Here is a 26,362-nt window from a genome sequence, read left to right as displayed (position 1 = left end):
ATGAACCTCCCCCACTTATCGAAGTGGGGGTTTCCTGTTTCCCCTTCGGAGGTGGATGCATGATAGGCTGGTTGGCAGCCTATCTGCAGGCAACACCTGGCACCCGTCCCGTTGGGAGCCACAGGCAACATGAGTATCCATGATACTCAAGGGCGGGAACTCGCCATCTACGACTTCATACCTAAGCAATCCGTCGATACGTAAACGGTTTGACCGTAAATTCCAATGGGCGGATTTCACCATAATATACTTTGGCAAATAAATTCATTGCCCCATGGATATCACGGTGTCGTTTGTACCCGCATTGACATGTATAATTTCTAGAAGAAGATTTATTTTTCTTCCCGCAAACAGGGCATGTTTGCGAGGTATAACTTTCATCTTTTTTCTCGATTTGAATTCCTTCGGCATTCAATTTGTATTTGAGATAATCAAATAATTTTCCAAACGACCAATTGGATAATTTCTGATTGGTCTTTTTGTTTCGTTTCTTTTTCGTATTCCGTTGGATTCCTTCGATATCTCCAATGACGACTTCTTTCACTTGGTTTTCCAAACACCAACGAACAAATTGTCTCGTGGTTTTGTGCAGTGCATCCTTTAGTTGTGCCTCTGATTTCGAAAGTACATATTGTTTCGCCCGATTGTACTTTTTCCATTGTTTGGAGCCTTTTTTGCATCTGCTCATGAGTTTTTGCAGTTCTTTTAATTTCTTGTTTCTCAACCGATGAATGCTTCTTATTTTTCTTCCCGTGATAATGAGGCTTTCCCCATTTTCACAAATGGCTGCGATGGTGTGAATTTCCCCTGGGTCAATAGCAACACGGTTTTTACATGGATTTTCTTTTGGTTTTTTCCCATCTTCATACGATAAACAAAGCCACAAACCACGGTCATAGACCAACTCGATTTCTTTGACTTTTCCGTTTGGAAGTTTCTCTTTGTCGATTTTCACCACCAAAGGAGATTGTCGTTTTCGATTCCAAATTCCTAGCGACAGTTCCAACGTTCCGTCTTCATGCAAAACAAACCCATCTTTTGCCCATTTCGTGTTGAAATGTTTTTTCTTTTTGTATGGATATTTGATTTTTTCTCCTTTTTTCCGTGCTTCTTTTGCCCCATCACGGGCAAAGATATATTTATGCACAACCGCCTGGATGCTTTGGCTGTGGATAGAAAAACGACCTTTTGTTGCTTTTTGCAGTTCCGTTTTGGTTATCCATTTTCCTGTTTCCAAATGATGTTCTTTTGCCAAACGAAGGCATTCGTTCCAAACTTCTGCGGAGATACGATTGCATTCAAATAGTTTTTGGATAACTTCTTTCTTTGCCCGAAAACGGGTTTTCAGCGTTCGATACATGGTTTCACCTCCTATGTTTATTGTATTCTATTGCCATCCAAAGAAGAAAGAGAAAAACAGAAAAACCGAACGCCATTCATCCCCCACCTGTAGAGGTGGGGGACTTCTGGCTGATTTATGTTAAAGTAAACTCCTTTACTTTCCATACATAAATTCATTTTGTGTTGACTAAAACACGTTTATACCTTACAATCATAAAAAGAAGGTGTTGTTTTCCCCGCCGCCGTTGGGCAGGGCTGATAACATCTCAACGTACGGAAGGATAGCTTTTCCCCGCCACCGTTGGGCAGGGCTGAGCTGTCTTTTTATTTTGACGTGAACGTTTGTCCTGTCCCTTTCCCTATGCTATTTGATCTTGATTTGATTCTGCCGCAATCATACTGAAAAACACATAATTTGTCAATAAAATACATACTATTCTCAAAGATTCTCCGAAGGCTCTTTTCTTTCTGCAAATCTCTGACACATAAGCATAAAAACAGGTAATTGAGCGCTCTAGTTTCCTTTCAACGAATCTTTCCCTTTTGATCCACAACAAGTCTAAGAAAGAATCCCTGGATATGAATATAAAAAAGCAGCTTGCCCCTTAAACGGACAAGCTGCTTTTTTGCTGGTTAAACCGTGACCGACTCTTTGGTTTGTTTCAAATGAATGTCAAAGCGGTCGGCGTTCATCACTTTCACCCATGCGTTGATAAAGTCGCGGACGAATTTTTCTCGGTTGTCGTCTTGGGCGTAAAATTCGGCGTACGAACGAAGGATTGAGTTGGCTCCGAAAATAAGGTCAACCCGGGTGGCCGTCCACCGCACTTCGCCCGTTTTCCGGTCGCGGATTTCATAAATGCCGCTGTCTGTCGGCACCCATTCATAGTTCATGTCGACTAAGTTGACAAAGAAGTCGTTCGTCAGCACCCCGACGCGATCAGTGAAAACCCCGTGCGGGAGATCGCGATAGTTCGCGCCCAATACCCGCAGACCGCCGATGAGCACGGTCATCTCAGGTGCGGTCAACCCTAGAAGCTGCGCTTTGTCGATGAGCAATTCTTCCGGACCGACGCTGTACTCTTTCTTTTGATAGTTGCGAAAGCCATCGGCGAACGGTTCGAGCACTGAGAAGCTCTCGACATCGGTTTGCTCTTGCGTCGCATCGCCCCGTCCCGGAATAAACGGCACTTTGACATCAAAACCAGCGTCGCGCGCCGCCTTTTCGACCGCTGCGCTGCCGCCAAGAACGATGAGATCGGCGATGCTGACTTTCTTCGGCAGCTCGCGCTGGATGTCTTCATAGACGGAAAGCACTTTAGCGAGCCGCTCTGGTTCGTTCACTTCCCAATCTTTTTGCGGCGCAAGGCGGATGCGGGCGCCGTTGGCTCCACCCCGTTTATCGGAGTTGCGGAACGTGCTGGCTGAAGCCCAAGCGGTTTTGACGAGTTCGCTGACGGTCAGGCCCGAGTTCAAAATTTTCGCTTTGATTTCTTCGATTTCGGCATCGCTCAATTCATAGTCGACCGTCGGAATCGGGTCTTGCCAGATGAAGTCTTCTTTCGGCACTTCTGGACCTAAGTATCTCGTTTTCGGCCCCATATCGCGATGCGTCAGTTTGAACCAGGCACGGGCGAACGCATCCGCAAACTCTTCAGGATTTTCATAGAAACGGCGGGCGATTTTTTCGAATTCCGGATCAAAGCGAAGCGCCAGGTCGGTTGTCATCATCATCGTCGGAACTTTTTTCGATGGGTCTTCGACATCCGGTGCGAGATGCTCTTCTTTCGGGTCAACTGCCATCCATTGCCATGCCCCAGATGGGCTTTTCGTCAGCCACCAGTCATAGCCAAACAGCATATCGAAATACGACATATCCCACTTCGTCGGTGTCGGCGTCCACGCGCCTTCGATGCCGCTCGTGATCGTGTCGCGGCCTTTTCCTTTTCCGTATGAGCTGATCCATCCCAATCCTTGCGCTTCAATCGGAGCGGCTTCCGGCTCGGGGCCAACGTGGGAAGCAGGGCCTGCGCCATGCGCTTTGCCGAACGTGTGGCCGCCGGCGATCAAGGCGACCGTTTCTTCGTCGTTCATCCCCATGCGGCGGAACGTCTCGCGAATGTCGCGCGCTGCCGCTTTCGGATCCGGCTTGCCGTCAGGGCCTTCCGGGTTGACATAGATCAGCCCCATCTGCACAGCCGCAAGCGGATTTTCCAGTTCGCGATCCCCGCTGTAGCGTTCCGAAGCGAGCCACTCTTTTTCCGCGCCCCAATAAATGTCTTCTTCCGGATGCCAGACATCTTCCCGGCCGCCGCCAAAGCCGATCGTTTTGCCGCCCATCGATTCGATGGCGACATTGCCGGCCAAAATCATCAAGTCAGCCCAAGAAATTTTGTTGCCGTATTTTTTCTTGATCGGCCACAGCAACCGCCGCGCTTTATCCAAGTTGGCGTTATCGGGCCAGCTGTTTAACGGGGCAAAGCGCTGCGTGCCGGTCGAACCGCCGCCGCGGCCGTCGCCGATGCGGTACGTTCCCGCCGAATGCCACGCCATGCGGATGAACAGCGGACCGTAATGGCCATAATCGGCCGGCCACCAGTCTTGGCTTTCTGTCATCAGTTTGCGCAAATCTTCTTTGAGCGCCCAATAGTCGAGTTTTTGAAACTCCTCAGCATAGTTGAACTCTTCATCATGAGGATTCGTTTTTCGGTCATGTTGATGGAGAATGCTTAAGTTCAGCTGGTTCGGCCACCAGTCTTTATTGGTTGTTCGATTTGAGTTGTAGCTTGTGACGCTGCCGTGATACGGGCATTTGGAAGTGTTGTGTTGGTTTTGGTTTTTCATTTCCTCTTCCCCTTTCCATATTCAAATATCACCATTATCTTTCTAGTTGCTTTTTCTGCCAACTAGAATTGATAATGATTCGTACATTAAAATTATAATAAATTAATATTTAGTAGTAAAGGATAAAAAATATTTTTTACATACAATATTTGTTTGCGACTGGCGCTTGGCCAACGAAAAAGGAGCAGAGGTCAAATAAGCATGGAAACGGGTTCATTTCATAAAAAGGAGGATATACAACTGCTATGACAGCAACCAGTCCATCCATCCATGGGTTCGCTTTTGCGAAACCGCTTTATTCAAACGATTATGACGGCCGGGTTATTCATTCAAATCGACATTTGGATTCGCAACTTTGCGATTTTATTCATTCGGTCCATAAAAATCAGGAAAATGGCAAATAAGAGTTGGCACTCCTCTCTGATGCGCTTCTATAAGCATCCTATTCAGCTGCAAGCGAATTTTTCCTTTCTTGGTATGGGGGTTTTTCGGCGTATCCTCTGTTACCTTTCTCCCTGGGCTGCGCCCATAAACATAAATGTTGTCGACGAACACAACCTTTGCCCCATTCCCTTCCAAATGCGGCACGAGATCAGCCTGCCGCCTTTTTTTGTTAAAGCGCTCTTTTCAGGTTAGAATCAACGACCATCACTTTTTATTTACATATAACACGGGCTTTGTACTCTAACATCTGACGGAGTTGATGGAAAGATCATGCCACTGTTTCATATCGGTCATGGATGCGCACACGTCCCGTTTTTTCACGCCTTTTTTGGTTCAGACGAAGCTTCGATGCGTCCTTCTTAACGTATGGACAGAAAACATGAACAGGCATATGACCTGCCGAGACATTTGCCTCTCGTTTTACTGTACTTTGCCTTTGTCAGCTTTTATTCACGCAAGCTCTATTGCTTGGCTGAGAAACGTTTGTTCATCCCATGCTTGAAATAATGCTGCTGTCTTTCTCCTGTACGTCCACTTTCCTTGGACTATCAACTTTGGCGAACAAATGCGGATTTTGCAGAAATTGCACGAATAGCACAGGACAAGATGATTTTAGGACACATATATATACAGTACAAACAAGCTATATAGACATATATAGACAATGGAAAGAGATGAACGGAACAAAAGAAATCGGAAAAACGCGAAAGGAGTGATGTCTATTACATCAGCTATGGTCCTCTTTGCCTTTTTCTTTACGATCATGCTCATTTACTGGCGCCCTAAAGGAATGAATGAGTCCATTCCCGCAACCATCGGTGCGTTAATCGTCATCGCCAGCGGAGCGGTGAACGCGTCTCATCTCATGGATATTAGCATCAAAGTAAGCGGGGCGGCCATGACCATCATTTCAACTCTTGTCATGGCACTTGTGCTCGAAAGCATCGGTTTTTTTCATTGGATTGCTTCTCTTCTTGCCCAGCGTTCCAATGGGTCAGGGATCCGGTTATTTTGGTACACCAACGCTCTTTGTTTTCTGATGACGCTTTTTTTTAACAATGACGGCAGCATCATGATCACGACGCCGATTTTACTGTTGCTTTTAAACAGCTTTCAACTGAAAAAACATCAGAAATTACCGTATCTCATCAGCGGGGCGTTGATTGCCACCGCCTCGAGCGCCCCGATCGGCGTAAGCAACATGGTCAATTTAATTTCATTAAAAATCATCGATATGAACTTATACATGCAGACAGCGATGATGTTTGTTCCCTCAGTGCTTGGGCTGTTGTTTTTGCTGGGGTTGTTGTTTCTCGTTTTTTATCACGATATCCCGAAAACATTGCCACCAATGGCGGTTCCTATTACTCCCCTCTCGTTTTTTCATCATCCTTTGCAGAACCGTTCCGCCTACGATGAGATGAAAGTATCGGAAAACAAAATGAAGATGATTCTTCTGTTCGTGCTAACCATCCGGTTGAGCCTGTTTGCCGCTTCATACATGCATATTCCCATTGAAGTGGTCGCGCTCACAGGATCATGGGTTGGCCAAATCGGAAACAGAAGGGATCGAATTCTGTTTGGCGTTTTCGGTGATGCTTTGAACATGGTGCAGTGCATAATAAATGACGGATGACCTGTCCATAAGAGAAAGATAGTCGGATTGGACATCAAGCAATTTACCGGTTTTGGATTCCGGACCTCCACGATAAATAGTGACGGTCTTCCCAATTAACGGCGCCAATTCATCGTTGGAGCGCGAAGGGATGGAATGGTCATTCATGCCATATAACGTCATATCTCAATAACGCCTCCCTGTTTTTTTATCCATAAGGGGTATTCATACTGTATATATACGTATCTCGTGAATATTATGCATAGGTCCATCGCCTAATATGAAAAAATAAGAACCTAACATCACTCTCCGGGAATCGGTCTTGATCATGCATCCAAGCTAAAAGTAATTAACCTGATTTCTTTTAAAGCGTGGTGCCAAAAGGCTGACGTCCCGTTGCTCGTCATACCCACCCTCTTACATCATGGATGATTACACCATTTTATAGAAAAATAGTTATTAATCTTAATCATTTTTTTAAACATTATCATTTAATACAGTAGTACCAAATCTAAACTAGGAAAGGATGATAGACGAATGGTTTGTGTGTGCAATGGTGGATTGTTTCCCCAATTGTTCTTTACGCAGTCTTCAACGGATTTGCCCATTACCATTCCTCTGACCGGAACTGCCGTCACGGAAGTGCTTCGTTTGCAGCCGATTACGACCCTCAGCGGCGATCGTGTCAAACTTGATTCGATGGTTGAGTTGGAATTGGCTGTATTGGCCCTCTCGACAGGCGTAACCTTGACAGGGATCACGTATCGGCTGGAACGGTCGACAAACGGAGGAGCTTTTGTCCCAATTGCGTCACTTGATGTCGAATCCCTTCTACCCGTACTCTCACTCGCTGCGAATACAACACTTTTCCCGAACTTGACATGGGTCGACGCACCGGGCGTAGGGACGCATGTCTATCGCATTGTCATTGAAACGAACGGTGAGATTTTATCCACCTTGCTAAGCGGCATTACAGCAGAAACTCGCGCCTTGAACGCTCTTGTTGTTCGCAGCGTATAACCCGGCAAAACCGGCTCAGCGAAAGGCGATTGCCCTCTGAGCCGGTTGTTTTTGCTTTATGGCGCATAGGTCTTCAGGCTGTCAAGTATGGACAACAATATGGTTCAACGCTCGCACTCCATTAGGCAGCTGTTGGCAGAAAAAAAATCCGTCCATTTTGTAGGTGGTGGCGACTTCACGCATACCGACTTGAAATTGGAAATTAGAAAAAGAGAGCGTTTGCCCTGGCTCAATGCGTGACACATGAACCGGCTTTAGCCAAAATTCCCCCTTCTCCTCCACCATGTTCTCCGCCTCCTGATTCATATATCGCCAAGATTCCATCACTAGTGGATTGAGGCGGCGATCGTATTGAATATCATCCCCTAACTTGGCGGATAACACCATATGCTCCTTAGGGGAAACCCGCAGGCAAATATAGGGGTTCTCCAAAGGAGAAGATCCCATATTGCGGATCACAAAGTTCCCGGCAATGATCCCTTTTTGCCCGCCTGCCTTCGGAAGCAATAAGGAATAGGTGAAGTAGCAAATCACACAAATTTCATCTGATAAGACTTGTTTCGGCAACTGTCTCATTTCCGTTACGGCTTGTTTAACAGCGCGAAGTTCTTTCTCAATCGATTGTATTTTCTGTTCCAACTCGAGAATCGAATCCATCATCTTTCCCCCTCTTATGACGTCACTTTTCCATTTCTTAAATGTATATGTATGAAAAAAAGAGGAGAACATCTCCTCTTTTTTTCCGCAACTAGAGACGTGTTTTTTACATTGCAGGAAACACAGCGGGGCATTGCGGCGGAAAGACATCCACCGGGCATTCTTCTTCGCAGATGATTTCCGGGCGGGGTTGGCAGAACCGTGCAGCGACTTCCAAAATGACTTCAAACGTCACAACGATGCTTTGGCAAATGCGGATCGAAATATTCGCCGTAATGCTGTTTCCGCTTTGCGTAAACGCCCCGACCCGGCAACTATTAAAGGTGTTTTGTACAGCGTTGCAGCACACCGTTGTGCCTTCTGGAGCGCAAAGGATGACTTCTTCGCTGGTTGTGATTAAGGCGGGGTTGCTGACGACGGTCACTTGAGCGCCCGTTGCATTCGTTCCCGTCACCTCCAACACGACTTGAATCGTTTTGCTTAAGGTGACGGCTTGCAGCGTCACAATTTGATTGCCGACCGTGCACTCAATATCCCGGCGCGGGGCGTCTTCCGCACACTCCAACAATGTGATCGAACAATTGACTTGGGAAACCGTAACTCCATCCAACGAACCGCTTGGGAATGTGAACGTGATGTCTTGCGCCAGCTGCACAACGTGTGTTGTCCAGTCATAGACTTTGCACACTTGAATGCACTCTGGATCAAATTGTTGAGCAAATTGCTCTAAATTGATAGGCATAGAACCAATCCTTTCTTTCATGAATTTTTGTCAGGCTACTCTATAGTATGATGGGGAGAAATACAAGTCATAGTAAAAATGACTATTTTTGAGAAACAAAAATGATATGGTTCATGCATGAGCAAGCAGGGCACCCATTTTTCGATGTCTGCATATAATGGCTACCATGACATGCGGAAAAAGGTGATGGACATGAGCAAGGAGCAAAAAACCACCCAATTGCAGCAGAAAATCATCCACCTGAAATCAGAATTGGACAAATACAAAGCACTGCTCGCTTCATTAGGCTCTCAAGAAGAATGGGAGCGTCTTCACATGGAAAAGGATGAACTCCAGGCGAAGCATGATGAACTCATCGGACAATGCCGCCGTTATGAAGAGCTGCTGTCCGAGCAAAAGAATGAGATCGAGCGCTTATCGGAAGCATTGAAAACAATGGAGGAAGAAAAAGAATGGCTGCGGCAGGAGATGGAGCAATGGAAAACAACATGCGCCTACTGGCAAGAACAAGCGGAAGCCAATCAAAAACACATCCAGTCTTTAGAAGCGACACTGAAGGCGTTTCAACAAAAGGAAATGGAATGGAATGAAGAACGAACAAAAACAAAAGAAAAAAATCGACTACGAAAGGACGGGACTCTTTCTTTTATGAACGAATCAATCGACTCATGGACATCTTGGTCAGAGAGAATGGAAAACGATTATAAGGTGATGAAGGAACAAATAGAGAAAATCGCAAAGGAGTTTCCAAAACTGCAAAACGCTTTAAGCAACAGTGCCAAAACACACGAACTAGAAAAAGATGTAGACGTTTTAACCAAGAAAATTCAAGAAACAGAAGAAAAACTGTCAAAAATGGATTTAGAAAGACAAAAAGACTCATTGATGCTGCAAAAACATATGTTCACCCAACAAATGGAGTTGGAGTTGATGATGGAAAAGGTCACAAGTCTTGCCAGTGAAATCAAGCATCTCTCGAACCAAATCGCCGATTTAACCCGATCGCGGAATGACCCACCCAAGGATTCGCCAAATGACGATACAATGGAATTGAAGGAGATGCTGTCCCGACTCATGGAGCGGTTAACGGCATCCTCTGATGAGAAATCGAAAGAACCGGCAACATCACCGATCCAATCAGCTAATCCCTTTTCAACAAACATGCAAACGGAAAAGGCGCCGCCACCCCCTAACAGTTTTTTAAAATTACAGGAGTTTATGGATGGAACCAACCAACCCATTGTTGTCTCACCTGTGAAACGCAAAGAAACTCATGCATCCCATCTATATTCACAAAAATCGATCCCAATCAAACGCGTCCGAATGGAACATCCGTCTTCCCATCAACGCCTCCCATTTCAGCATTCATCACCACCTGCAGAGGATGAGGACAATCGATTGAATATCAGCGTTCAGAACGATCATACTGATCCAAATCCAGGAAAACGCTCAGACGCTTCAAGGCTGGAACAGAAAAAGGACCACCAATTGTTTACACAGACAGATGAAGTAAGGTTTGAAAGCACTCATAAAGCAGCGGACCCGTTAAAAAACGAGGATGAACGACCTAACAAAACAGACCCAAACATGGAAATCAAAGAGAAGCAGGAATCTCTAGTTTCTCCCGGCAGCCAAGAGGCGGTGACGCAAGATCCAACATCGGCATCCGACATTTCAGCCGACGGGCAGCAATCAGATTCCGAAACCTATGAAGCGACGGCATTCCTTCCTTCCGCCTCCGTTTTGATCCAAGATGACGCCATCATTCATGGAGAAGACTCTTTTATGGGGGAAGGGAAACCGTCAAAATGGGGATTATGGTCTCTATTCAAAAAGACGAAAACATCTCAATAGCGAAGAGGCGGGAACACTCCCGCCTCTTCGCTTTGGATTCAAACATCACTGTTTTCCCGCACGGAATGGACACTGCTCATCAGCTCAGCGCCTGTTCGAAGGACGCGATCGCCGAATTTGGTCCGCAGCTGTTCGATGGTCTTCCAAAGTTCTTCCATTTTCGCTTCCTCTTCATAATGAAACAAATCGAGCTGTTTTCCTTCTTCCCGTTCGTCAAACACATGAAGTGCGGCAACGCCAAGAAGCCGCACTGGGCGTCCGTCCCAATGCTTTTTCAACAGCCGCGCCGCCGTCAAAAAGAGGTCGTCCGCCGTTTGCAACGGCGCCGCCTCGGTTTGGCTGCGGGTGATTGTATGAAAATCGTGGTAGCGGATCGTCAACTGGACAGTCCGCGAGACAACCCGCTTTTGTTTCATCCGCGCGCTGACAGATTCGGCCAGCTTGCGCAAAACGGCCCGTAGTTCTTGTTCGTCGTCTACATCGCGCGGCAGCGTCGTTGAGTTCCCGACTGATTTCCATTTCTCCGCCGCTGCTGGATCAACCGGGCGCGGGTCGATGCCATTCGCCCGCTCGTAAAGACGCAGGCCATAGACGCCAAACGCCTGCTCAAGAAGCGCCCGGTCGGCGTTCGCGATATCGCCGATCGTACGCATGCCTAGAGCCTGCAGTTTCTTGGCGGTTTTGTCACCAACACCATGCATCTGTTCAACCGGAAGCGGCCAAAGGACGTGCGGAGCGTCGCGTTTGCGCAGCACAGTGATGCCGAGCGGCTTTTTCATCTCGCTTGCCATTTTGGCCAAAAACTTATTCGGGGCGATTCCGATGCTCACCGGAATGGACAGCTGCCTCAACAGCCCATGCTGGATCTGACGGGCCACAACCAGCGGATGAGCGGTTGACGCCCAGCCCGTCATGTCCAAATAGCCTTCATCGATCGAGGCGCGCTCCAATACAGGAGAGAAACGCTTGAGCCATTGGAATAAGCGGTGGCTCATCTCGCGATAAAAGGCAAAATCCGGCGGGCGCACAACGAGCGACGGACAGCGCTTCTTCGCTTCCGTAAGCGGCATCGTCGTATAGATGCCAAACTGTTGTTTCGCCGCATAACTGGCCGCCAGCACGATCCCCCTCCGCTCTTTTGGATCCCCCGCCACAACGACCGGCCTTCCCCGAAGCGACGGAGCGCGGGCAATCTCGCAGCTGGCGAAAAACGAGTTGCAGTCGATATGAAAAATGATCCGTCCGCGGGATTCACGCCCTGTTGACATGCCCTTTCCCTTTCTTTTCTCTATTTTCTTCTTCATTGTACCAGATCATTCGTTCGTGAAAAACAGCCCATTCTCCTACATGCAGAAAGTCTTTTGATGTCTCACGGGGTCGGTTTAGAGATTTTTAACGAGAATACTGCGGCATCAAGGAATGTTCGCAGATTTCATCTGTCGAACACGTTTTGCACCCCCAGCGGCAAAATGAGCCCAAACGCAAGGATGATCCCATGAAAAGAGGCTCTCATCATGTTTGCTTCCTCCTTTCCCCTTGCAGCCAGCGGTAGACCGAAGCCGCATCCGCTTCATCCACATCGACGACGCGGACGCGGGTGCCAAGCGGCATGACGGCAACGGAAATGGTCGCCAGCCGTTTTCGCTTTTGCCACCACGTCGCTGATGTTTGAAGCGATTGAACGTGACGTTTCAAGACATACGTCGTCGTTTGCCGAAACCATCCGCTTCGAAGCGCCAGCTGCTTCGACGAAAGCGACCATCCCGCGATTTGAAAGCGGTGGATGCCGATCCATGCCCCGAGCGGCAACACCAACAACACAGCCGCCCCCCATGGGCGTTCGATATATGCCGCCAAGATGGCGGGAATCACGAGCCAAACAAGCGGACGAAGCATGTAACGGCGTTTCGCGCGCTTGGGCAATGGAGAAAAGGAAACGCCGAGATCGTACTCGGGCAAACAAGCTTGAATGATCGACGCAACTCTCCTCTTTTCGACAAGCGGACAAAGAACAACATCCCCTGCTCCGCCGCCATCGAGCCTCCCACCGGCATGAATCAAGGACACAGAGGCGTACCCAAACAAACGGCGCAGCCAATTCTCATGAATCACGACACCTTGGACGCGGGCAACTGGGACGGACACCGCTTTTCGTTCCAGCCATCCGCGGGCAATGACAATCGTGTCTTCTTGTTTCCGCACGACAAACGAAGCGTACCGGATCATGTTTTGTACGATAGCTACTCCATAAGCGGCCAAGAGAAGCGACAAGATGAATAGGGCAATAAGCAATCGTCCATGTCCGTTCCATGTCGACTGAAGATCACGGATGAGCGACTCATATGGAATGAAGTCGCCTAATTGCGACAAAAACGCACATAACGCGGCAACCACGCCAAGCGCTCCACCGCTTGTCAACGAAGCCATCCATACTTCTTTCATCGATAAGGTAAACAGAGCAGGATGTGGGCGGTTCGCGGATGGTTCCGGATGGGCGGCGTTTTCCACCTTGTGTTTCGCCTGTTCCACGCATCGTTGCAGGCGGCGGGCTTCTTCCCTTGATATGGCCCGAAGCGTCACTTCTGCTTCACCGAGGGCATCGCCCGCCGCCTCAACATGTACTTGAACCACTCCCGCCATCCGTTGCCATATCCCCTCTGTCACCGAAATCCCATGGATGCGCTCGAACGGAATCGAACGTCTTTTGCGGACAAACACGCCTTCTTCCACGAGCAAGCGGTCTTCATCCCAAGCGTAGGTAAAGCGGAGCCAAGACAGAACCCCCATCACCACCGTGTATACGACAGCCGCCAGCGGCACGATGAAATCCCGCCAAGAGAAGCGGTTCAGACTGCCCGCCACCATGATCACAAGGAGCGGAACGACCATATTTTTCAGTTCTTTTCCGACTCCCGCCATAATCGCAACGGGATGAAGGCGGCGTCTAGGCGTCATCTTCATCCACCACCTTCGCCCACTCGGCAATCAAGCGGCAAAGCTGCTCCGCTTCTTCCATCGGAAGAGCGGGAATTTCATGAGCGGCCGCCGCTGTGAACACCGCAATGGAAGCCAACCCGTACCGCTTGAGAAGCGGACCTTGCCGCACATCGACGTACTGAACGCGAGCCATCGGGATCAAAGTCCGTCTCGTGGACCAGACTCCTCGCTGAATATCAATCTCTTCTTCACGAATGTCATAGCGCCAACGTCTTTGGCGCAACGGCGGGAGCCAGACGACCCATACAATGGCTTGCACCACCCAAACGCCGACCAACACTATCAATAGCCAAGGAGGAGCATGGAACTGCGAGAGCAGCCATATGATTCCCCCGATCGCCACACCGGAAGCCAATGCCACAAGCGCCCCCGTGAGACGCCACACGGTGACCGCTTTTGATGAAATGGGTTTGCCTCTATGAGGAAGCATTCTCTTAATCTCCTTTTTGCACATCATTTCTGTTTCCAGTATAACAAAACATTTCCATGTTGGCGATGCCTTTTTTCGACAATCGTTGACAGAACAACTGAACTATTATATTCTGAAATTATCTTTTTTGCTTAACCGCATAAAAGCAAAAAAGCACATCTATGAATCAACATTAGAGCAGAAAGGTTGTTGTCAACATGGAACAATCCCGTCCTCAGCTGCAAAAAGGACTATTGCCCCGCCACGTTCAGCTGATCGCGTTAGGAGGGATGATCGGCACCGGCATTTTTAAAGGAAGCGCCGAGGCCATTCATATCGCCGGACCAAGCGTCGTGCTCACGTACTTGATCGGCGGCGTGCTGTTGTTTTGGATTATGGCTGCACTGGCCGAGATGGCGATCGCGTATCCGGGTTCGAACGTTCAACATTTGATCCGCCGGGCGTTTGGCTTTCGCCTGTCATGGATCGTCGGCTGGCTGTATTGGATCAATTGGACGTTGGTCACTGTTGTCGAACTGCTGGCTGCCGGCAGCTTTCTGAACTATTGGGTTCCGTCTGCGCCGTTATGGCTGCTTGCCCTCCTGTGCGCGTGTCTGATCATGGGGTTGAATCTTTTCCCTGTGAAGTATTACGGGGAAGCGGAATTTTGGCTGGCCGGCCTGAAAGTGGCGGCGCTAGTGGTGTTTATCGTGCTCGGGGCGGGCGTATGGGCTGGCGTGATCCCAAGCGGCATAAGCGGCTCGTTTCCGTCTGCCGGCGACGGCGGATGGTTTCCGCACGGGTTTGCCGGAACGCTCAGCGCCTTGCTTATCGTGATGTTTTCCTATGGCGGAGCGGAGCTGATCGGGGTGGCGGTGACGGAGATGAAAGACGCCGAGCAGGTGCTGCCGCGCGTCATTCGCACCACAATCTGGCGGGTTGTCGGCTTTTATCTTTTGCCAATGGCCATCATTTGCGGCATTATGCCATGGAACACCGTTTCGGAAACGAACAGCCCCTTTGTCCAAGTGTTGGAAGCGATCGGGTTGCCCGGCGCGGCCCATGTCATGAACGCGGTGTTGCTCATTGCCGTCTTATCGGCGGCCAATACAGGCGTCTATGCGACTTCTCGGTTGCTGTACACCATGGCTGAACAAGGAGAAGCAAGCCGCCGCTTGCAGCGGACGACGAAACACGGGGTTCCGCTGTACGGGATGGGCATGGTCGCCATCTGCATCGCCGCTGGCGTGATCGGCGCCTACTTGGCGCCCGGGCGGATCATCGGGGAATTGATGACGATTCCTGGGTTTACGGTGCTCATCGTTTGGATGATGATCGGCGCCGCTCAGCTGAAGCTGCGGCCGCACTACAAAACGAAGCCGTTTTTCCGAACGAAAGGGTTTCCGTACACAACGATGGCGGCGGTCGGGGCGCTCGGGGCGATTTGGCTTGGCTTTTTGCTTCAAAGAGAGCATCGAATCGGTTCGCTTCTCTGCGTGGCCGTCTTGGTTCTCTTATTCATCTATTCCACTGTCAAAGAAAAGCAGCATCAAGCAACAAAAGCGCCCGGGCGAACGGCGTAACCAAACCGCCTCTTTTCGCTCGGGCGACAGCTAGAGACGGGCGTCCTTTCATCATAGACGGCGCCCGTCTTCCTTTTTTCGTGTCCAACCGTTCCCACGATATTCGTCCCATGCCCGCCAGGCCATGGTCGCCATGCCGAGCGCGAGAATCAGCGCCTGTCCGTCCATCCGGTGTTCCGTCCATAAGTGATGCCCTGCCGCTCCGATGCCGTAAAGCACCCAAACCACTGAAAACCACATAACTCCCAACCAAAATCTCCGCATCGTTTCTCCCTTTCTTTCTCCCGTTTTCCCGATCGCTCCGTAAGACTCAGGCGAAGCCGCCTATATTGTCTATTTTTTGAAAAAATAGGGGATTTTCGTATAATTATACCACAATTTTCACAAATGAGCCGAAAAAAACAAGCCATTCCCCTATGCTCCAAGGGAAATGGCTGCGCGTTTTGCGGAAACACCGATGATGATTCGTTAGTTGGCCGGCGACAGCTCGTCTTCGGTCACCCATTTGTGGTTGGTCACTTTTTGACCAGTTTCCGTATCGATGTAATCGACCATATACACCGTCGTTTGTTTCGCCGAATCAATGACTGCTTTGGCCCCTTTCATCCCTTCCATGTGATCGGCATTCAAGACGACTTCATCGCCCGGCTGGAACGGTTTGTCTCCGGCGTTTTCGATTTCTTCGTGAATGACCCATTTATGGTTTTTCACTGGGTCCCCGCCTGTAGTTGGGGTGTATGTGACCGTATAGACGATCGTGTCAAAGGCACCGGTGACAGTCGCCTTGGCTCCATCCATTCCCGGCATATGGTCGGCATGGATGATGACTTGGCTTCCAACCGGATACTTTGGTTGTTTCGCCTCCTTCAATCCGGCCGGCACCTCTTTGGAGCCCGAGTGATTCATTCCTTCATGCCCGGTGTGAGAAGCTGTATGTTCCTTTGGCGCTTTGTTGTCGTTGGCACCGGTGCAGGCCGATAACAAGAGCGCTGCCATAACTGAAGTTGTTCCCAATAACATTTTCCAGTTTTTCATCGTTTTCACCCTCCTTGCCTTGTTAGCATACCGGACATTTGTGCAGATTTTGTGGAGATGGCCTTGGATTTGCCGCTAAAGGCCGTATGGCGCCTAGGCTGACTGTCCTTTTGGGAGGGGGCTGTTTCACCCCGCTGCTTTTTGCCCTATCTTTCGCCAGACGAACCACAAAAGAACGATCGATGCAACAGCGAGCATCAGTTTACCCGCCCAGGCGGCCTCGAGGAATTGATGGACGGCATACGCTTCCATCCATAAAGCTGGGAGCTTGCCGAGCGAGCTAGCCGTTGCAAACACAGGGATTCCATCATCACGACATGCGCCAACGTCGTTCGATCGTAATTTTTTTCCAATACATTGCGATGGCTGTTTCCCCGCGCCAGAAGCTGCGCGAATTCTTCCTCGATGCGCGCATGGACGAGCGTAGCGTAGAGGGAAACGAACAGCACCATTTCAATGGCCAAGACAAAGGCAAAAAACAGCATGCCGAGTTTCCATGACAGTTTTCGCACGGATTCCTCTCCTCATCCATCAAGTCCGAGTGTCATTTCAATTTTACTATTTTATTTGGCAAATGTGCAGAAAGTGTGGAGATGCAGCTTTGCGCCACGCCAAGGCGTCTTGTCCCGCCAAGGAGACAAACCTTGACGGATGCGTCTTTTTCCTTCTTCCTTTATACTTAAGAAGCAGACTGTGCTCATGTAGAGACGACAGAAAGGGGTTTATCGATGAAATCGCTCGTGTTAGCGGAAAAGCCGAGCGTCGCCCGCGACATCGCCCGCGTGCTCGGCTGCAAGCAAGCACATAAACATTATTTTGAAGGAAAGCAGCACATTGTCACCTGGGCGCTCGGCCATTTAGTGGAGCTGAAGATGCCGGAAGACTACGACCGAAAATACGAAACATGGCGGCTGGAGGACTTGCCGATCATCCCAAAGAAAATGGGCTTGAAAGTCATTCGGCAAACAAGCCACCAGTTTCGCGCCATTGAACGGTTGGCGAAACGACCGGATGTGAAAGATGTCATCATCGCGACCGACGCGGGCCGCGAGGGGGAACTGGTGGCGCGCTGGATTTTAGAGATGATCGGTTGGACGAAGCCGATTTGGCGGCTATGGATTTCGTCGCAAACCGACCGCGCCATCCGCGACGGCTTCCGCCAACTCAAGCCCGGGGTGCAGTTTGAACGCCTGTATCAATCGGCCGTCTGCCGCGCGGAAGCCGACTGGCTGATTGGGTTAAACGTCTCGCGCGCCTTGACGACCAAATACAACGATCCGCTCTCAGCCGGGCGGGTGCAGACGCCGACGCTTGCGATGATCATCGAGCGCGAACGCGAGATCCAATCGTTCGTTCCCGTGCCATATTGGACAATTCGGGCCAAGATCGGGTCCATCACAGCCGTATGGGAGCGGCATGGCGGACATCGTCTGTTTGACCAAGACGAGGCCAACCGGCTGATGACTCGTCTCAAAGGCCAGCCGGCGCGCGTCACATCGATCAAACGGAAACGAAAAAGCGAGCCCGCCCCGCTGCCGTATGACTTGACCGAACTGCAGCGGGACGCAAACAAGCGGTTTGGCTTTTCGGCGAAAAAGACGCTCTCGGTGTTGCAGCGACTGTACGAACAACACAAGCTTGTCACGTACCCGCGCACCGATTCGCGTTATTTGCCAAGCGATATGGAAGCGACGATGACCGAGCGGTTGTTGGCGATGAAATCCGGTTATGAGGACGTCATCGCTCCGCTCCTTGCCAAAGGCAAAGCCAAAGCAGCCAAGCGGGTATTTAACGATGACAAAGTGACCGATCATCACGCCATCGTTCCAACGGATGAGCGGCTCAACCTTAGCAGGCTGTCGACTGATGAGCGCAAGCTGTATGATCTCATCGCCCGTCGCTTTTTGGCGCTGTTTTTCCCGCCGTATGAATCCGAAACAACGACAGCTGTCTTTGACATCGGCGGCGAAATGTTTGTCGCCAAGGAGACGGCGGTTGTGAACTTCGGATTTAAAGCGGTTCTCGGCAAAGAAGAAACGGATGCCAAACCGACGTTGTCACACCTCGCAGAAGGTCAGACGCTCCCATCGGTGCAGCTTGAGAGGGAACAATCGTTCACCGAACCGCCCGCTCGTTATTCGGAAGCCGATTTGCTCGCGCAAATGGAAAAATACGGGCTCGGCACGCCAGCGACAAGGGCGGACATCATCGAACGGCTGGTCGAAACCGAAGTGGTCGAGCGAAAAGACGGACGGTTTTATCCGACGAAAAAAGGGAAACAGCTGATTGAGCTCGTCAATAAAGAGCTGAAATCGCCGGAATTGACCGCCCGCTGGGAGCGGGAGCTGGAGGCGATCGCCCGCGGGAAAGGAAATCCACAACAATTTTTGGCCAACATCCGCCGGCAAACGCAGCAACTCGTTGCCGAAATCAAGCAAAGCGAGCAGGTATACAAAGCGCCAAACCTCACGAATCTCACATGCCCAGAATGCGGTGCGCTTTTAAAAGAGCGGAAAACGAAAGACGGACGGATGCTTGTCTGCTCGAACTTAGCGTGCCGCTACCGCCGCCGGCGCGACCCGAAACTGTCGAACCGCCGTTGCCCGCAATGCCACCGGCGTATGGAAATGCATGAAGGAAAAGCAGGACTTTATTTCCAATGCCGCCCGTGCAATATTGTCGAAAAAGCGGACGAGACCAAACGCATCGCCGCAAAAGGAAGCGAACGGGCGCTGCTGAAAAAATACAGCCCGGCCAACGAATCGTTTGGCACGAGTTTAGGGGAGCTCTTCAAGCAGGCGTTGAACGAAAAAAAGGAATGAGGTTGCCGCACCGCGCTAGGGGCTAATGCCCCTGGCGGTTTCTTTTTCATCTTTGAATCTGAAACCTCCCTCTCATTGCCTCGTATATATAGATAAATCTATCGCAAAGGAGCGATCACGATGTTGAAAAAATGGCTAAAATCCCTTTTCGGCCATCCCCATCATCCGTCGCACTACCATAAACATTACAGCAGCAGCGACCACCATTATTACAACCCGACGTATCATTCGCACCACCACCCGTCCCAGTACGGGCATCATCACTACAAAAAGAAACATCATAGCGGCAGCTTCTTCTCAAGCTTTTTCGGCAGCTGATGAAACGGTTTTTTGAACGCCATCCGTTCGTTTCCCGCTGGGTTGATCGGCCGCATCGGGGCGGGAAGGTGCTTTTGGGCCGCTATGAAATCATCGAAGAGCTTGGGATGGGAAGCTACGGCATCGCCTACAAAGGGCGCGATCACCTGACAGGCCGTCTTGTCGTCATCAAACAAGCGCGGCGGACAAAAGGCGAAGACGGCCGCCGCTTGCTTCAGCGCGAAGCTGACGTGCTCGCCCACCTGCGCCACCCGCAAATTCCGAGGCTGTATGATCGGTTTGTGGAGCGCGGACAGCCGCATCTCGTGATGGAGTATATCGACGGAGAAACGGTGGAAGACCAGATTTTCAAGCTGGAAGCCAAGTACACGGAACAAGAGGCGTTTCGATTGTTAAAGAAGGTGCTTGAGGTCGTCCGGCACGTCCATGCTTTCGGCATCGTCCACCGCGATTTGCGCATCCCGAACATCATTTGGCGCGATGGAACGGCGGCGATCATCGATTTCGGCTTGGCCTGCCGCATCGGCGAACCGGTGGATTTCCGCGATGACGACCCGCTTGAGAAGCGGCTGCGGCGCGAACCGCATCCACGAAGCGATTTCTATGCCCTTGGACACTTCACCTTGTTTTTATTGTATTCTGCCTATGAACCGACAAGTGACGAGGAAAAAAGCTGGGAAGAAGAGCTCGATTTATCGCCAAACGCTCGTCGGATCTTGCGGAAAATGCTGCAGCTGGATGCGCCGTATGACCATGTTGACGAGTTGATCGACGACGTGGATCAGTTGCTCGCAGAACCCATCCGGAATCAAGCAGGGGCGCTTTGACGTTTGATCGCACCGTTCCCCGACCAGCCACCCCTTTTCCCCATTTGGAAAGGGGGCTGTTTCATTTGAGGCGAAGTGAAAACAAAATACGCCCCGTTTCTCGCTGATGGAGAAACAGGGCGCAGCGCTCTTTTGGCACTGCCGCTCGCTTATTTTCCTTGGAACACCGGGCTCCGTTTCTCTTTAAACGCCGCCACCCCTTCGCGATGGTCTTCGGTTTCCACCATCAGCCCTTGAACGAGACGCTCTTCTTCGAGAATCTCCTCGAGTGTCGCGGTCAGCGCGTGCTCAATCAGCCGTTTTTGTTTTCCGATGGCTTTCGTGGGCCCGCACGCCAGCTTCGAGGCGAGCGATTCTGTCGCCTCGCGCAGTTTCTCAGCTGGGACGACCTCGCTTAGGACGCCCAATTCATACAGGCGACGGGCTGGAATCGGATCGGCGGTGAAGAAAAACTGTTTCGCCAAATGCGGACCGACAAGCCGCGGGAGCCAATACGACCCGCCACCGTCGGAGACAAGGCCGACTTTCGCAAAGCTCAAAATGAATTGACTGTCTTCGGCCGCGAGGATCAAATCACACGCCAGCGCGAGGTTAAATCCCGCCCCGGCAGCGAATCCGTGCACCGCGGCCATGATCGGTTTTTCGCATCGTTGCATAGTCAGAATGAGCCGATTCAGTCGGCCGATATGCTCATACGCCTGCGAGGCGCTTGATTGCCCCATCGTTTTTACATCCCCGCCGGCGCAAAACGCCCGCCCAGCGCCGGATAAGACGATGACGCGGACGGCATCATCCGCCGCGGCGCGTTCGATTTCATCCGTCAGTCCGGCAATCATCTCCGGGCTGAAGGCATTGAGCCGCTCCGGGCGATTCAGCGTCAACCATAATACAGAACCGGATTGTTCCACAAGCAAATGCGAGGTTTCCATATTCCTTTGCTCTCCCTTTCCATTTTGGACTTTTCCGTTTCATTTGATGAGCCATCCGCCATCCACCAACACATCAGAGCCGGTCATGTACGACGCTTCCGGTGAGGCAAGAAACGCAATGACGTTCGCAACTTCTTCCGGTTGCCCAACTCGACCCAAGGCAGTGTTGCGCTCGATGGCTTTCACAAACCGCTCGTTTTGCAGTCCGCGCTCGGTAAGCGGCGTCTCGACAAAACCGGGCGAGACGGAATTGACGCGGATGCCATACGGCGCCAGCTCCAAAGCGAGCGATTTGGTCAAGTTGATGACCCCTGCTTTCGCCGCGCTGTAGTGCGGAATTTCCGCCCCGGCCTGATGGCCGGACAATGACGCTACGTTCACAATCGCCCGATTGGCGCGCTCGCGTTTTGCCCCTTCGATCATCAGCGAAGCGAACGCCTGCGACACAAGAAACACACTTTTGATGTTGATGCGTTGGACGTCATCCCACTCTTGTTCCGTCAACTCCAGCCATCTCGCATGAGTGGAGATGCCGGCGTTATTGACAAGCACATGCAAGTCGCCGTACCGCTGTCGGACATACTCGGCCAATGCTTGCACTTGTTCGCGGTCGGTGACATCCGCCGCAAACCGGTCAACGCCCCCCGGCGTCCCGAGACGTGCGATTTCTTCTGCAGCCTCCTCCAGTTTCGCTGCTGTACGGCCGACAAGCACGACTGTGGCGCCTTCTTTCGCCAAACGGAGAGCCGCCGCCTTGCCGATTCCGCTGCCTCCTCCGGTGACCACGGCCACGGTATTCAAAAAACGCATCGTTTTCCTCTCCCCTCATTTCTGTTGCTAGCCTAGCGGTTAGGGCGTGCCCTTCTCTTTTCAAACTTCGGCCGCTAAAACGTCAGCCCGCCGCCGTCGACCGACAATATCGCGCCGGTGATAAAGGACGCTTCATCGGACGCCAAAAACATCACCGCGTTCGCCACTTCCTCTGGCGTCCCGATGCGGCCGAGGGCGTTCGCCTTCGAGATGATCGGCCATTTGCGCTCATCTTGTTTCCACGGAGTAATGATGTTCGTATCAATGACCCCCGGCGCAATGGCGTTGACGCGAATATTGAACTTGCCGTATTCAAGCGCTGCGTTTTTCGTTAATAAAATGACCCCGGCTTTGGAAGCGTTGTAAGCCGATTCGTATTTTTTTCCTTTAATCCCCAGCAAACTCGATGTATTGACAATCGCCCCACCCCCGGATGCTTTCAGTGCCGGCACCGCGTATTTGATGCCAAGAAACACGCCCTTTAAGTTGACATTAATGACCCGGTCCCACTCCTCCTCGGACAAGTCGGTGCTCCGCACTTCCGAATGGCCGATGCCGGCATTGTTAAAGAGAATATGTAGGCCGCCAAAGGCATCAACCGCCGTTTGGACAAGGCGGCTCACTTGCTTGGAATCGGCGACATCCGTCTGGACAAAAATCGCCTCCCCTCCTTTTTCCCGAATCAGGCGGACCGTTTCTTCCCCTCCTTCCTCATTAATGTCGCTCACCGCCACTTTGGCGCCTTCTTCCGCAAAGCGGATCGCCGTCGCCCGGCCGATGCCGCTCGCGCCGCCGGTGACAATCGCCGCTTTTCCTTGTAGCCTCATGATTTTCCCTCCTTTCGATCGGATTCTGAATCCGTTTTCAAAAGATGATATACCAACCGGTTGGTATGTTACTTCTTTTATTATACATCATAGTTAGAATATTTGAAACATTTTTTATGACCCGTTCGAAAAAGATTGCACGTCCAAACAAAGACGAAGCCAACGACAATCGAGCCTGCTTCCCCTCATGATGCGTCTCCTTCCTTCAATGAACATTCCCCCCTTAAGTTAAGGAAAAACAGAGCTCCATAAAAGAAAGTTAGCAGGAAAAGATGTAATTTCGATTTATACAGTTCCCATGAATGTCCATACTAAAAACATGGAGGTGTTGATCCATGAGAGAGCCTTGGGAAGAAACTGGCGCCGCTTCCAGCCTGCCGCGCTATACGCCAGGGATCGGCGTTCCTGATGAAATGAGCCCGATTCGCGACATCGCCCGCGGTTTTGAAAACGGTCGGCCGCCGGTGATCGAAGTGACGCCAGCTGACAGCCGTCAAGAGGCGGATGGCATCCATCTTCCGCTTGTTGACCGAACATTTTGAGGCGCTAAGAAGTGGAACGCTCTCCCACCTACGCAAAGGCGGAAAGGTGGGAGATTCTGGGGAACACCTGTCCCACGGCAAGCTGCCCGCCTAGCCATTCCCTCGTCTCATGGTTGGATTGTTTGACTTACAAAGACGGCCAATCCAGCCTTCGTGAGAATCTATTCTAGGAGGGCTTATGGCGATCCTCTTTCTCCCACTTGCGCTCATTCATGGAAGATGGGGGCCTTCTCGGTTCAAAATGATAAAATGGATCAATGTGAAAAATGGGAGGAGGACCGTTTTCTATGTACCTCCGTCTTGTTGCCGTGGGGCTGATGATGTTGTTGCTCAGCGGCTGTTGGAGAAACCGGAATATTGACCAAATCGTCTATATTCACTCAATCGGCATTGACTATGATCATCGCCAATTCGTCTTGTACGTACAGCTCATCAGCTTCACTGGATTGGCAAAAGCAGAGTATGGCGGCGGAAGGCAGACCGAAACCGTGGTCATTGGACGGTCAGCAGGAGAAACACCGGAAATCGCCGCCCATGAACTTTACACGTCCATCCAGCAAATGGTCTCGTGGGGACACGTCAAAAGCATCGTGTTTACGAAACGGGCGCTGAAAAAGGAAGTGGTGCGAGGAGTCATCGATTTATTAACAAGGTATCATGAGATCCGCCACACCATTTGGGTTTACGCGACCGACGCTCCTTTGAGCGATTTGTTTCAAGCGACTCCATTATTGCATGCTTCTTCGTACTTTTCCATGCTGGCGAATCCTGAAGAACTATTCAGGCAAAGCTCCTTTATTCGCCCGCTTCGATTTAACCGTCTGATTGCGATCAGTGATGAACATAGCGCAACGCTTCGAATTCCGTATATGACTCTTGACCCTTCCAGATGGGCAGAGGATGGAAAAAAAAGAAAATGTTGTCCCTCAGCGGTGTCTGTTTTTTGCATGATTACAAACTCCAACAATGCACGGACCGTGAGAAGCTGTTAGGCGTTCGTTGGACAGAACGGGATGTGATCCGAACGCCCATTTACGTGAAAAAAGGGCAGCAAACAGTTGCTTCTCTCGTCGTTCGTCATCCAAAAGCGAAGTGGTCGGTTCTTTCGACCAAAGATGGCCCTGCGTTTCAGTTGACCATCCAAGCTCAAGGAAGCCTGATCGAGCTGCGCCGGCCGCTGTCAAGATAACAGTTGGCCAAGCTGGCGGCGCAAACGGTGAAACAGGAAATTCAACAAGCCTATGAATGGGGAGTCAATCGAAACATTGACGTGTTGAATGTATCAGACCAATTATACCGCTACAACGTCCATCAATGGAGACAATGGGAACAAAACGGCATCATCCCATTGAAAACGAATACCATTCGAAACATTTCCGTCCATCTTTCCATCGGCTCTTCTGGCAAGGAAAAACTGGATTATCGTGCAGGCGGCTAGATGGTTGTGACATGCTTTTGCGCATTTTTACGGTTGGAAGGGCTCCCGGTATGGTTTTCGCACCTTAGGGAGCCGGTAGTCCATCCGTCTTCAACGTCCAATCGACACCCACGGCCGGCCGTCTTCCCAATGAACGCGGATCGGAAGGCGAAACGCTTCTGAAAGCCGCTCGTCGGTTAACACTTCCTCTTTTTGGCCAGCCGCAAGGATGCGCCCGTCTTGCAAAAGCAAGACATGGGTAATGGAGTCGACGATTTCTTCGATATAATGGGTGACGTATAAGAGATGGCACGGCTGAGTGACGATCTGTCCGATCAATGCTAAAATTTCTTCGCGGGCCAATAAGTCAAGGCCGACCGTCGGCTCGTCCAAAATGAGCAGCTTCGGATTCGCCATCAGCGCCCGGGCGATCAACGTTTTCCGTTTTTCCCCCTGCGACAGCGTCGCGTATCGCTTCCCTTTCACCGCTTGCAGGCGGAACGATTCCATCAATGCCTCCGCTTGATCCCGGTCCTCGCGGGTTACCGCATCATACAGGCCAATCGTCGCAAACTTGCCGCTTACGATCACATCTTCAACCGTCTCGGTTTGCAGCGTGTCGTGAAACTGATCGAGCGCGCTGCTGACAAATCCGATGTGCCGGCGCATCTCCGGCAAACTCGCTTGCCCAAACCGATACCCCAACACCTCGACCTCGCCGCGCGTCGGGTACTGATAGCCGGTGACGATATTGAGAAGCGATGTTTTCCCGGAGCCGTTTAGGCCAAGAATCGCCCATTGCTCGCCTTCTTTCACCTCCCAGTTGATATCACGCAAAATCATGCGCCCTCCTCTTGCCCATGACACATCGCGCATGCGGATGATGACGGTCATTGTTCCTCTCCCCTTTGTCGTTCGTATGGACGGTCCTGATAGAAAAAGTTGGGCAACATGGTCGTGTTGTCATAAGTTCGGTGAAAAATGTGCGTTGTCGCCGGAGAAAGAGGCGGAATCAGCCATGTCCAATCGCCGGTGACATGGCGGCCGGCTACGGTAACCGCCTCTCTCGCATCGATGACATGGAGCGATTGCCAAAACAAGCGGCCGATGCAACGGTTGCTGTGGCGCCAAGCCATCTTCGCCCCATAGCTTAACTCTTCGTACGTATGGCGGTACGTGCCGGTTTGTTCCACTTCCCAACGGATTTCGTTCAACCGCCGCCTCATTTCTTGCTCACTTTTTCCAAGCTCCCGATAGCTTGCCATGATAAACTGTTCTGCTTTTGTCATCAACTGCCCATCATGCTGTCTGACCCTTGTTTGATTCATA

General features: G+C 50.8%; 21 protein-coding genes and 6 pseudogenes. 9 read left to right on the top strand and 18 right to left on the bottom strand.

What is annotated here, in order from left to right:
• Positions 1-181: 181 nt before the first annotated feature.
• The 3 genes and pseudogenes from ETR37_RS17030 to ETR37_RS19895 form a co-directional block, all read right to left on the bottom strand.
• Positions 182-1,360 (bottom strand): RNA-guided endonuclease InsQ/TnpB family protein, encoded by a 1,179-nt coding sequence (locus ETR37_RS17030; RefSeq protein ID WP_011231306.1) that lies wholly within the window; start codon positions 1,358-1,360, stop codon positions 182-184.
• Positions 1,361-1,974: 614 nt separating this feature from the next.
• Positions 1,975-4,185, bottom strand: a complete 2,211-nt coding sequence (katG, locus tag ETR37_RS17025) for a catalase/peroxidase HPI (protein ID WP_081133024.1) — start codon at positions 4,183-4,185, stop codon at positions 1,975-1,977.
• A 369-nt stretch (positions 4,186-4,554) separates the two neighbouring features.
• Positions 4,555-4,755: pseudogene (locus ETR37_RS19895) on the bottom strand (short chain dehydrogenase); the annotation flags it as partial.
• A gap of 589 nt (positions 4,756-5,344) precedes the next feature.
• Here ETR37_RS19895 and ETR37_RS17015 point away from each other — a divergent pair.
• Entirely contained in the window at positions 5,345-6,265 is a 921-nt protein-coding gene (locus tag ETR37_RS17015) for an ArsB/NhaD family transporter (protein ID WP_306418283.1), read from the top strand.
• A gap of 516 nt (positions 6,266-6,781) precedes the next feature.
• Positions 6,782-7,264, top strand: coding sequence for a hypothetical protein (locus ETR37_RS17010; RefSeq protein WP_081133027.1), 483 nt, complete (start codon positions 6,782-6,784; stop codon positions 7,262-7,264).
• An 81-nt stretch (positions 7,265-7,345) separates the two neighbouring features.
• Here ETR37_RS17010 and ETR37_RS17005 read toward each other — a convergent pair whose 3' ends face one another.
• Positions 7,346-7,921, bottom strand: a complete 576-nt coding sequence (locus ETR37_RS17005) for a hypothetical protein (protein WP_081133028.1) — start codon at positions 7,919-7,921, stop codon at positions 7,346-7,348.
• Between the two features lie 106 nt (positions 7,922-8,027).
• Positions 8,028-8,663 carry a BMQ_0737 family morphogenetic spore coat protein gene (locus tag ETR37_RS17000; protein ID WP_081133029.1) on the bottom strand — a complete coding sequence of 212 codons (636 nt, stop codon included), beginning with the start codon at positions 8,661-8,663 and terminating at the stop codon, positions 8,028-8,030.
• 192 nt (positions 8,664-8,855) lie between these two features.
• Here ETR37_RS17000 and ETR37_RS16995 point away from each other — a divergent pair, with 192 nt between their 5' ends.
• Positions 8,856-10,517 carry a coiled-coil domain-containing protein gene (locus ETR37_RS16995; RefSeq protein WP_060787754.1) on the top strand — a complete coding sequence of 554 codons (1,662 nt, stop codon included), beginning with the start codon at positions 8,856-8,858 and terminating at the stop codon, positions 10,515-10,517.
• Between the two features lie 38 nt (positions 10,518-10,555).
• Here ETR37_RS16995 and ETR37_RS16990 read toward each other — a convergent pair whose 3' ends face one another.
• The 4 genes and pseudogenes from ETR37_RS16990 to ETR37_RS16975 all read right to left on the bottom strand — a co-directional run bounded on the left by ETR37_RS16990 (position 10,556) and on the right by ETR37_RS16975 (position 13,944).
• The gene (locus tag ETR37_RS16990) at positions 10,556-11,785 is read right to left on the bottom strand and encodes a DNA polymerase IV (protein ID WP_060787755.1); all 1,230 of its coding nucleotides are present in this window, start codon (positions 11,783-11,785) and stop codon (positions 10,556-10,558) included.
• A gap of 173 nt (positions 11,786-11,958) precedes the next feature.
• Positions 11,959-12,030, bottom strand: a pseudogene (locus ETR37_RS19885) (LysE/ArgO family amino acid transporter); the annotation flags it as partial.
• Positions 12,030-13,472 (bottom strand): PH domain-containing protein, encoded by a 1,443-nt coding sequence (locus ETR37_RS16980; protein WP_129447567.1) that lies wholly within the window; start codon positions 13,470-13,472, stop codon positions 12,030-12,032. The gene ETR37_RS16980 and the pseudogene ETR37_RS19885, both read right to left, overlap by 1 nt.
• Positions 13,462-13,944, bottom strand: coding sequence for a PH domain-containing protein (locus tag ETR37_RS16975; RefSeq protein ID WP_129447566.1), 483 nt, complete (start codon positions 13,942-13,944; stop codon positions 13,462-13,464). Before ETR37_RS16975 ends, ETR37_RS16980 begins: the two co-directional genes overlap by 11 nt.
• 197 nt (positions 13,945-14,141) lie before the next feature.
• Here ETR37_RS16975 and ETR37_RS16970 point away from each other — a divergent pair, with 197 nt between their 5' ends.
• Positions 14,142-15,506, top strand: coding sequence for an amino acid permease (locus tag ETR37_RS16970; protein ID WP_129447565.1), 1,365 nt, complete (start codon positions 14,142-14,144; stop codon positions 15,504-15,506).
• A 51-nt stretch (positions 15,507-15,557) separates the two neighbouring features.
• Here the strand turns inward: ETR37_RS16970 and ETR37_RS16965 are convergent, their stop codons facing one another.
• From ETR37_RS16965 to ETR37_RS16955, 3 genes and pseudogenes are all read right to left on the bottom strand, one after another.
• Positions 15,558-15,746 carry a hypothetical protein gene (locus ETR37_RS16965; protein ID WP_231847818.1) on the bottom strand — a complete coding sequence of 63 codons (189 nt, stop codon included), beginning with the start codon at positions 15,744-15,746 and terminating at the stop codon, positions 15,558-15,560.
• 228 nt (positions 15,747-15,974) lie between these two features.
• Complete coding sequence (locus ETR37_RS16960) at positions 15,975-16,541, bottom strand: YdhK family protein (RefSeq protein ID WP_011231187.1); 567 nt, start codon at positions 16,539-16,541, stop codon at positions 15,975-15,977.
• Between the two features lie 299 nt (positions 16,542-16,840).
• Positions 16,841-17,053, bottom strand: a pseudogene (locus ETR37_RS16955) (two-component sensor histidine kinase); the annotation flags it as partial.
• 216 nt (positions 17,054-17,269) lie between these two features.
• Between ETR37_RS16955 and ETR37_RS16950 the strand changes: the two are divergent.
• The 3 genes from ETR37_RS16950 to ETR37_RS16940 all read left to right on the top strand — a co-directional run bounded on the left by ETR37_RS16950 (position 17,270) and on the right by ETR37_RS16940 (position 20,508).
• Positions 17,270-19,363: a DNA topoisomerase III gene (locus tag ETR37_RS16950; RefSeq protein ID WP_129447564.1), complete on the top strand. Its 2,094-nt coding sequence runs from the start codon at positions 17,270-17,272 to the stop codon at positions 19,361-19,363.
• 120 nt (positions 19,364-19,483) lie between these two features.
• The gene (locus ETR37_RS16945; RefSeq protein WP_011231182.1) at positions 19,484-19,681 is read left to right on the top strand and encodes a hypothetical protein; all 198 of its coding nucleotides are present in this window, start codon (positions 19,484-19,486) and stop codon (positions 19,679-19,681) included.
• Positions 19,681-20,508 carry a serine/threonine protein kinase gene (locus ETR37_RS16940; protein ID WP_033004772.1) on the top strand — a complete coding sequence of 276 codons (828 nt, stop codon included), beginning with the start codon at positions 19,681-19,683 and terminating at the stop codon, positions 20,506-20,508. Before ETR37_RS16945 ends, ETR37_RS16940 begins: the two co-directional genes overlap by 1 nt.
• 149 nt (positions 20,509-20,657) lie before the next feature.
• On the opposite strand, the gene ETR37_RS16935 is transcribed toward ETR37_RS16940, so the two are convergent.
• The 3 genes from ETR37_RS16935 to ETR37_RS16925 form a co-directional block, all read right to left on the bottom strand.
• Positions 20,658-21,437 carry an enoyl-CoA hydratase/isomerase family protein gene (locus ETR37_RS16935; RefSeq protein ID WP_025950586.1) on the bottom strand — a complete coding sequence of 260 codons (780 nt, stop codon included), beginning with the start codon at positions 21,435-21,437 and terminating at the stop codon, positions 20,658-20,660.
• Positions 21,438-21,476: 39 nt separating this feature from the next.
• Positions 21,477-22,247, bottom strand: coding sequence for an SDR family NAD(P)-dependent oxidoreductase (locus ETR37_RS16930; protein ID WP_013145353.1), 771 nt, complete (start codon positions 22,245-22,247; stop codon positions 21,477-21,479).
• Between the two features lie 74 nt (positions 22,248-22,321).
• Positions 22,322-23,074, bottom strand: coding sequence for an SDR family NAD(P)-dependent oxidoreductase (locus tag ETR37_RS16925; RefSeq protein WP_020753945.1), 753 nt, complete (start codon positions 23,072-23,074; stop codon positions 22,322-22,324).
• 335 nt (positions 23,075-23,409) lie between these two features.
• Between ETR37_RS16925 and ETR37_RS16920 the strand changes: the two genes are divergently transcribed.
• Positions 23,410-23,616 carry a hypothetical protein gene (locus tag ETR37_RS16920; RefSeq protein WP_129447563.1) on the top strand — a complete coding sequence of 69 codons (207 nt, stop codon included), beginning with the start codon at positions 23,410-23,412 and terminating at the stop codon, positions 23,614-23,616.
• Between the two features lie 287 nt (positions 23,617-23,903).
• Positions 23,904-25,054: pseudogene (locus ETR37_RS16915) on the top strand (Ger(x)C family spore germination protein).
• A gap of 90 nt (positions 25,055-25,144) precedes the next feature.
• On the opposite strand, the gene ETR37_RS16910 reads toward ETR37_RS16915, so the two are convergent.
• The 3 genes and pseudogenes from ETR37_RS16910 to ETR37_RS20825 all read right to left on the bottom strand — a co-directional run.
• A complete protein-coding gene (locus tag ETR37_RS16910) occupies positions 25,145-25,927 on the bottom strand; it encodes an ABC transporter ATP-binding protein (protein WP_129447562.1) in 783 nt (260 codons plus the stop codon).
• Positions 25,924-26,082, bottom strand: a pseudogene (locus ETR37_RS20830) (nitric oxide synthase oxygenase); the annotation flags it as partial. The gene ETR37_RS16910 and the pseudogene ETR37_RS20830, both read right to left, overlap by 4 nt.
• Positions 26,083-26,097: 15 nt before the next feature.
• A pseudogene (locus ETR37_RS20825) lies at positions 26,098-26,361 on the bottom strand (nitric oxide synthase oxygenase); the annotation flags it as partial.
• Position 26,362 lies beyond the last annotated feature (1 nt).

The sequence above is a fragment of the Geobacillus sp. PK12 genome (assembly GCF_004123125.1).
GTDB lineage: Bacteria > Bacillota > Bacilli > Bacillales > Anoxybacillaceae > Geobacillus > Geobacillus zalihae.
This window is presented reverse-complemented; position numbering and strand designations above follow the sequence as displayed.

What these genes read in the sequence shown, in the direction of transcription:
- ETR37_RS17000 (WP_081133029.1), bottom strand. Translation starts at nt 8,663, where the DNA reads ATGCCTATCAATTTAGAGCAATTTGCTCAACAATTTGATCCAGAGTGC.
- ETR37_RS16990 (WP_060787755.1), bottom strand. Translation starts at nt 11,785, where the DNA reads ATGTCAACAGGGCGTGAATCCCGCGGACGGATCATTTTTCATATCGAC.
- ETR37_RS16950 (WP_129447564.1), top strand. Translation starts at nt 17,270, where the DNA reads ATGAAATCGCTCGTGTTAGCGGAAAAGCCGAGCGTCGCCCGCGACATC.
- katG (WP_081133024.1), bottom strand. Translation starts at nt 4,185, where the DNA reads ATGAAAAACCAAAACCAACACAACACTTCCAAATGCCCGTATCACGGC.
- ETR37_RS16930 (WP_013145353.1), bottom strand. Translation starts at nt 22,247, where the DNA reads ATGCGTTTTTTGAATACCGTGGCCGTGGTCACCGGAGGAGGCAGCGGA.
- ETR37_RS16995 (WP_060787754.1), top strand. Translation starts at nt 8,856, where the DNA reads ATGAGCAAGGAGCAAAAAACCACCCAATTGCAGCAGAAAATCATCCAC.
- ETR37_RS16945 (WP_011231182.1), top strand. Translation starts at nt 19,484, where the DNA reads ATGTTGAAAAAATGGCTAAAATCCCTTTTCGGCCATCCCCATCATCCG.
- ETR37_RS16910 (WP_129447562.1), bottom strand. Translation starts at nt 25,927, where the DNA reads ATGACCGTCATCATCCGCATGCGCGATGTGTCATGGGCAAGAGGAGGG.
- ETR37_RS16965 (WP_231847818.1), bottom strand. Translation starts at nt 15,746, where the DNA reads ATGTGGTTTTCAGTGGTTTGGGTGCTTTACGGCATCGGAGCGGCAGGG.
- ETR37_RS17030 (WP_011231306.1), bottom strand. Translation starts at nt 1,360, where the DNA reads ATGTATCGAACGCTGAAAACCCGTTTTCGGGCAAAGAAAGAAGTTATC.
- ETR37_RS16980 (WP_129447567.1), bottom strand. Translation starts at nt 13,472, where the DNA reads ATGACGCCTAGACGCCGCCTTCATCCCGTTGCGATTATGGCGGGAGTC.
- ETR37_RS16925 (WP_020753945.1), bottom strand. Translation starts at nt 23,074, where the DNA reads ATGAGGCTACAAGGAAAAGCGGCGATTGTCACCGGCGGCGCGAGCGGC.
- ETR37_RS16920 (WP_129447563.1), top strand. Translation starts at nt 23,410, where the DNA reads ATGAGAGAGCCTTGGGAAGAAACTGGCGCCGCTTCCAGCCTGCCGCGC.
- ETR37_RS17005 (WP_081133028.1), bottom strand. Translation starts at nt 7,921, where the DNA reads ATGGATTCGATTCTCGAGTTGGAACAGAAAATACAATCGATTGAGAAA.
- ETR37_RS16960 (WP_011231187.1), bottom strand. Translation starts at nt 16,541, where the DNA reads ATGAAAAACTGGAAAATGTTATTGGGAACAACTTCAGTTATGGCAGCG.
- ETR37_RS16970 (WP_129447565.1), top strand. Translation starts at nt 14,142, where the DNA reads ATGGAACAATCCCGTCCTCAGCTGCAAAAAGGACTATTGCCCCGCCAC.
- ETR37_RS17010 (WP_081133027.1), top strand. Translation starts at nt 6,782, where the DNA reads ATGGTTTGTGTGTGCAATGGTGGATTGTTTCCCCAATTGTTCTTTACG.
- ETR37_RS16935 (WP_025950586.1), bottom strand. Translation starts at nt 21,437, where the DNA reads ATGGAAACCTCGCATTTGCTTGTGGAACAATCCGGTTCTGTATTATGG.
- ETR37_RS16940 (WP_033004772.1), top strand. Translation starts at nt 19,681, where the DNA reads ATGAAACGGTTTTTTGAACGCCATCCGTTCGTTTCCCGCTGGGTTGAT.
- ETR37_RS16975 (WP_129447566.1), bottom strand. Translation starts at nt 13,944, where the DNA reads ATGCTTCCTCATAGAGGCAAACCCATTTCATCAAAAGCGGTCACCGTG.
- ETR37_RS17015 (WP_306418283.1), top strand. Translation starts at nt 5,345, where the DNA reads ATGTCTATTACATCAGCTATGGTCCTCTTTGCCTTTTTCTTTACGATC.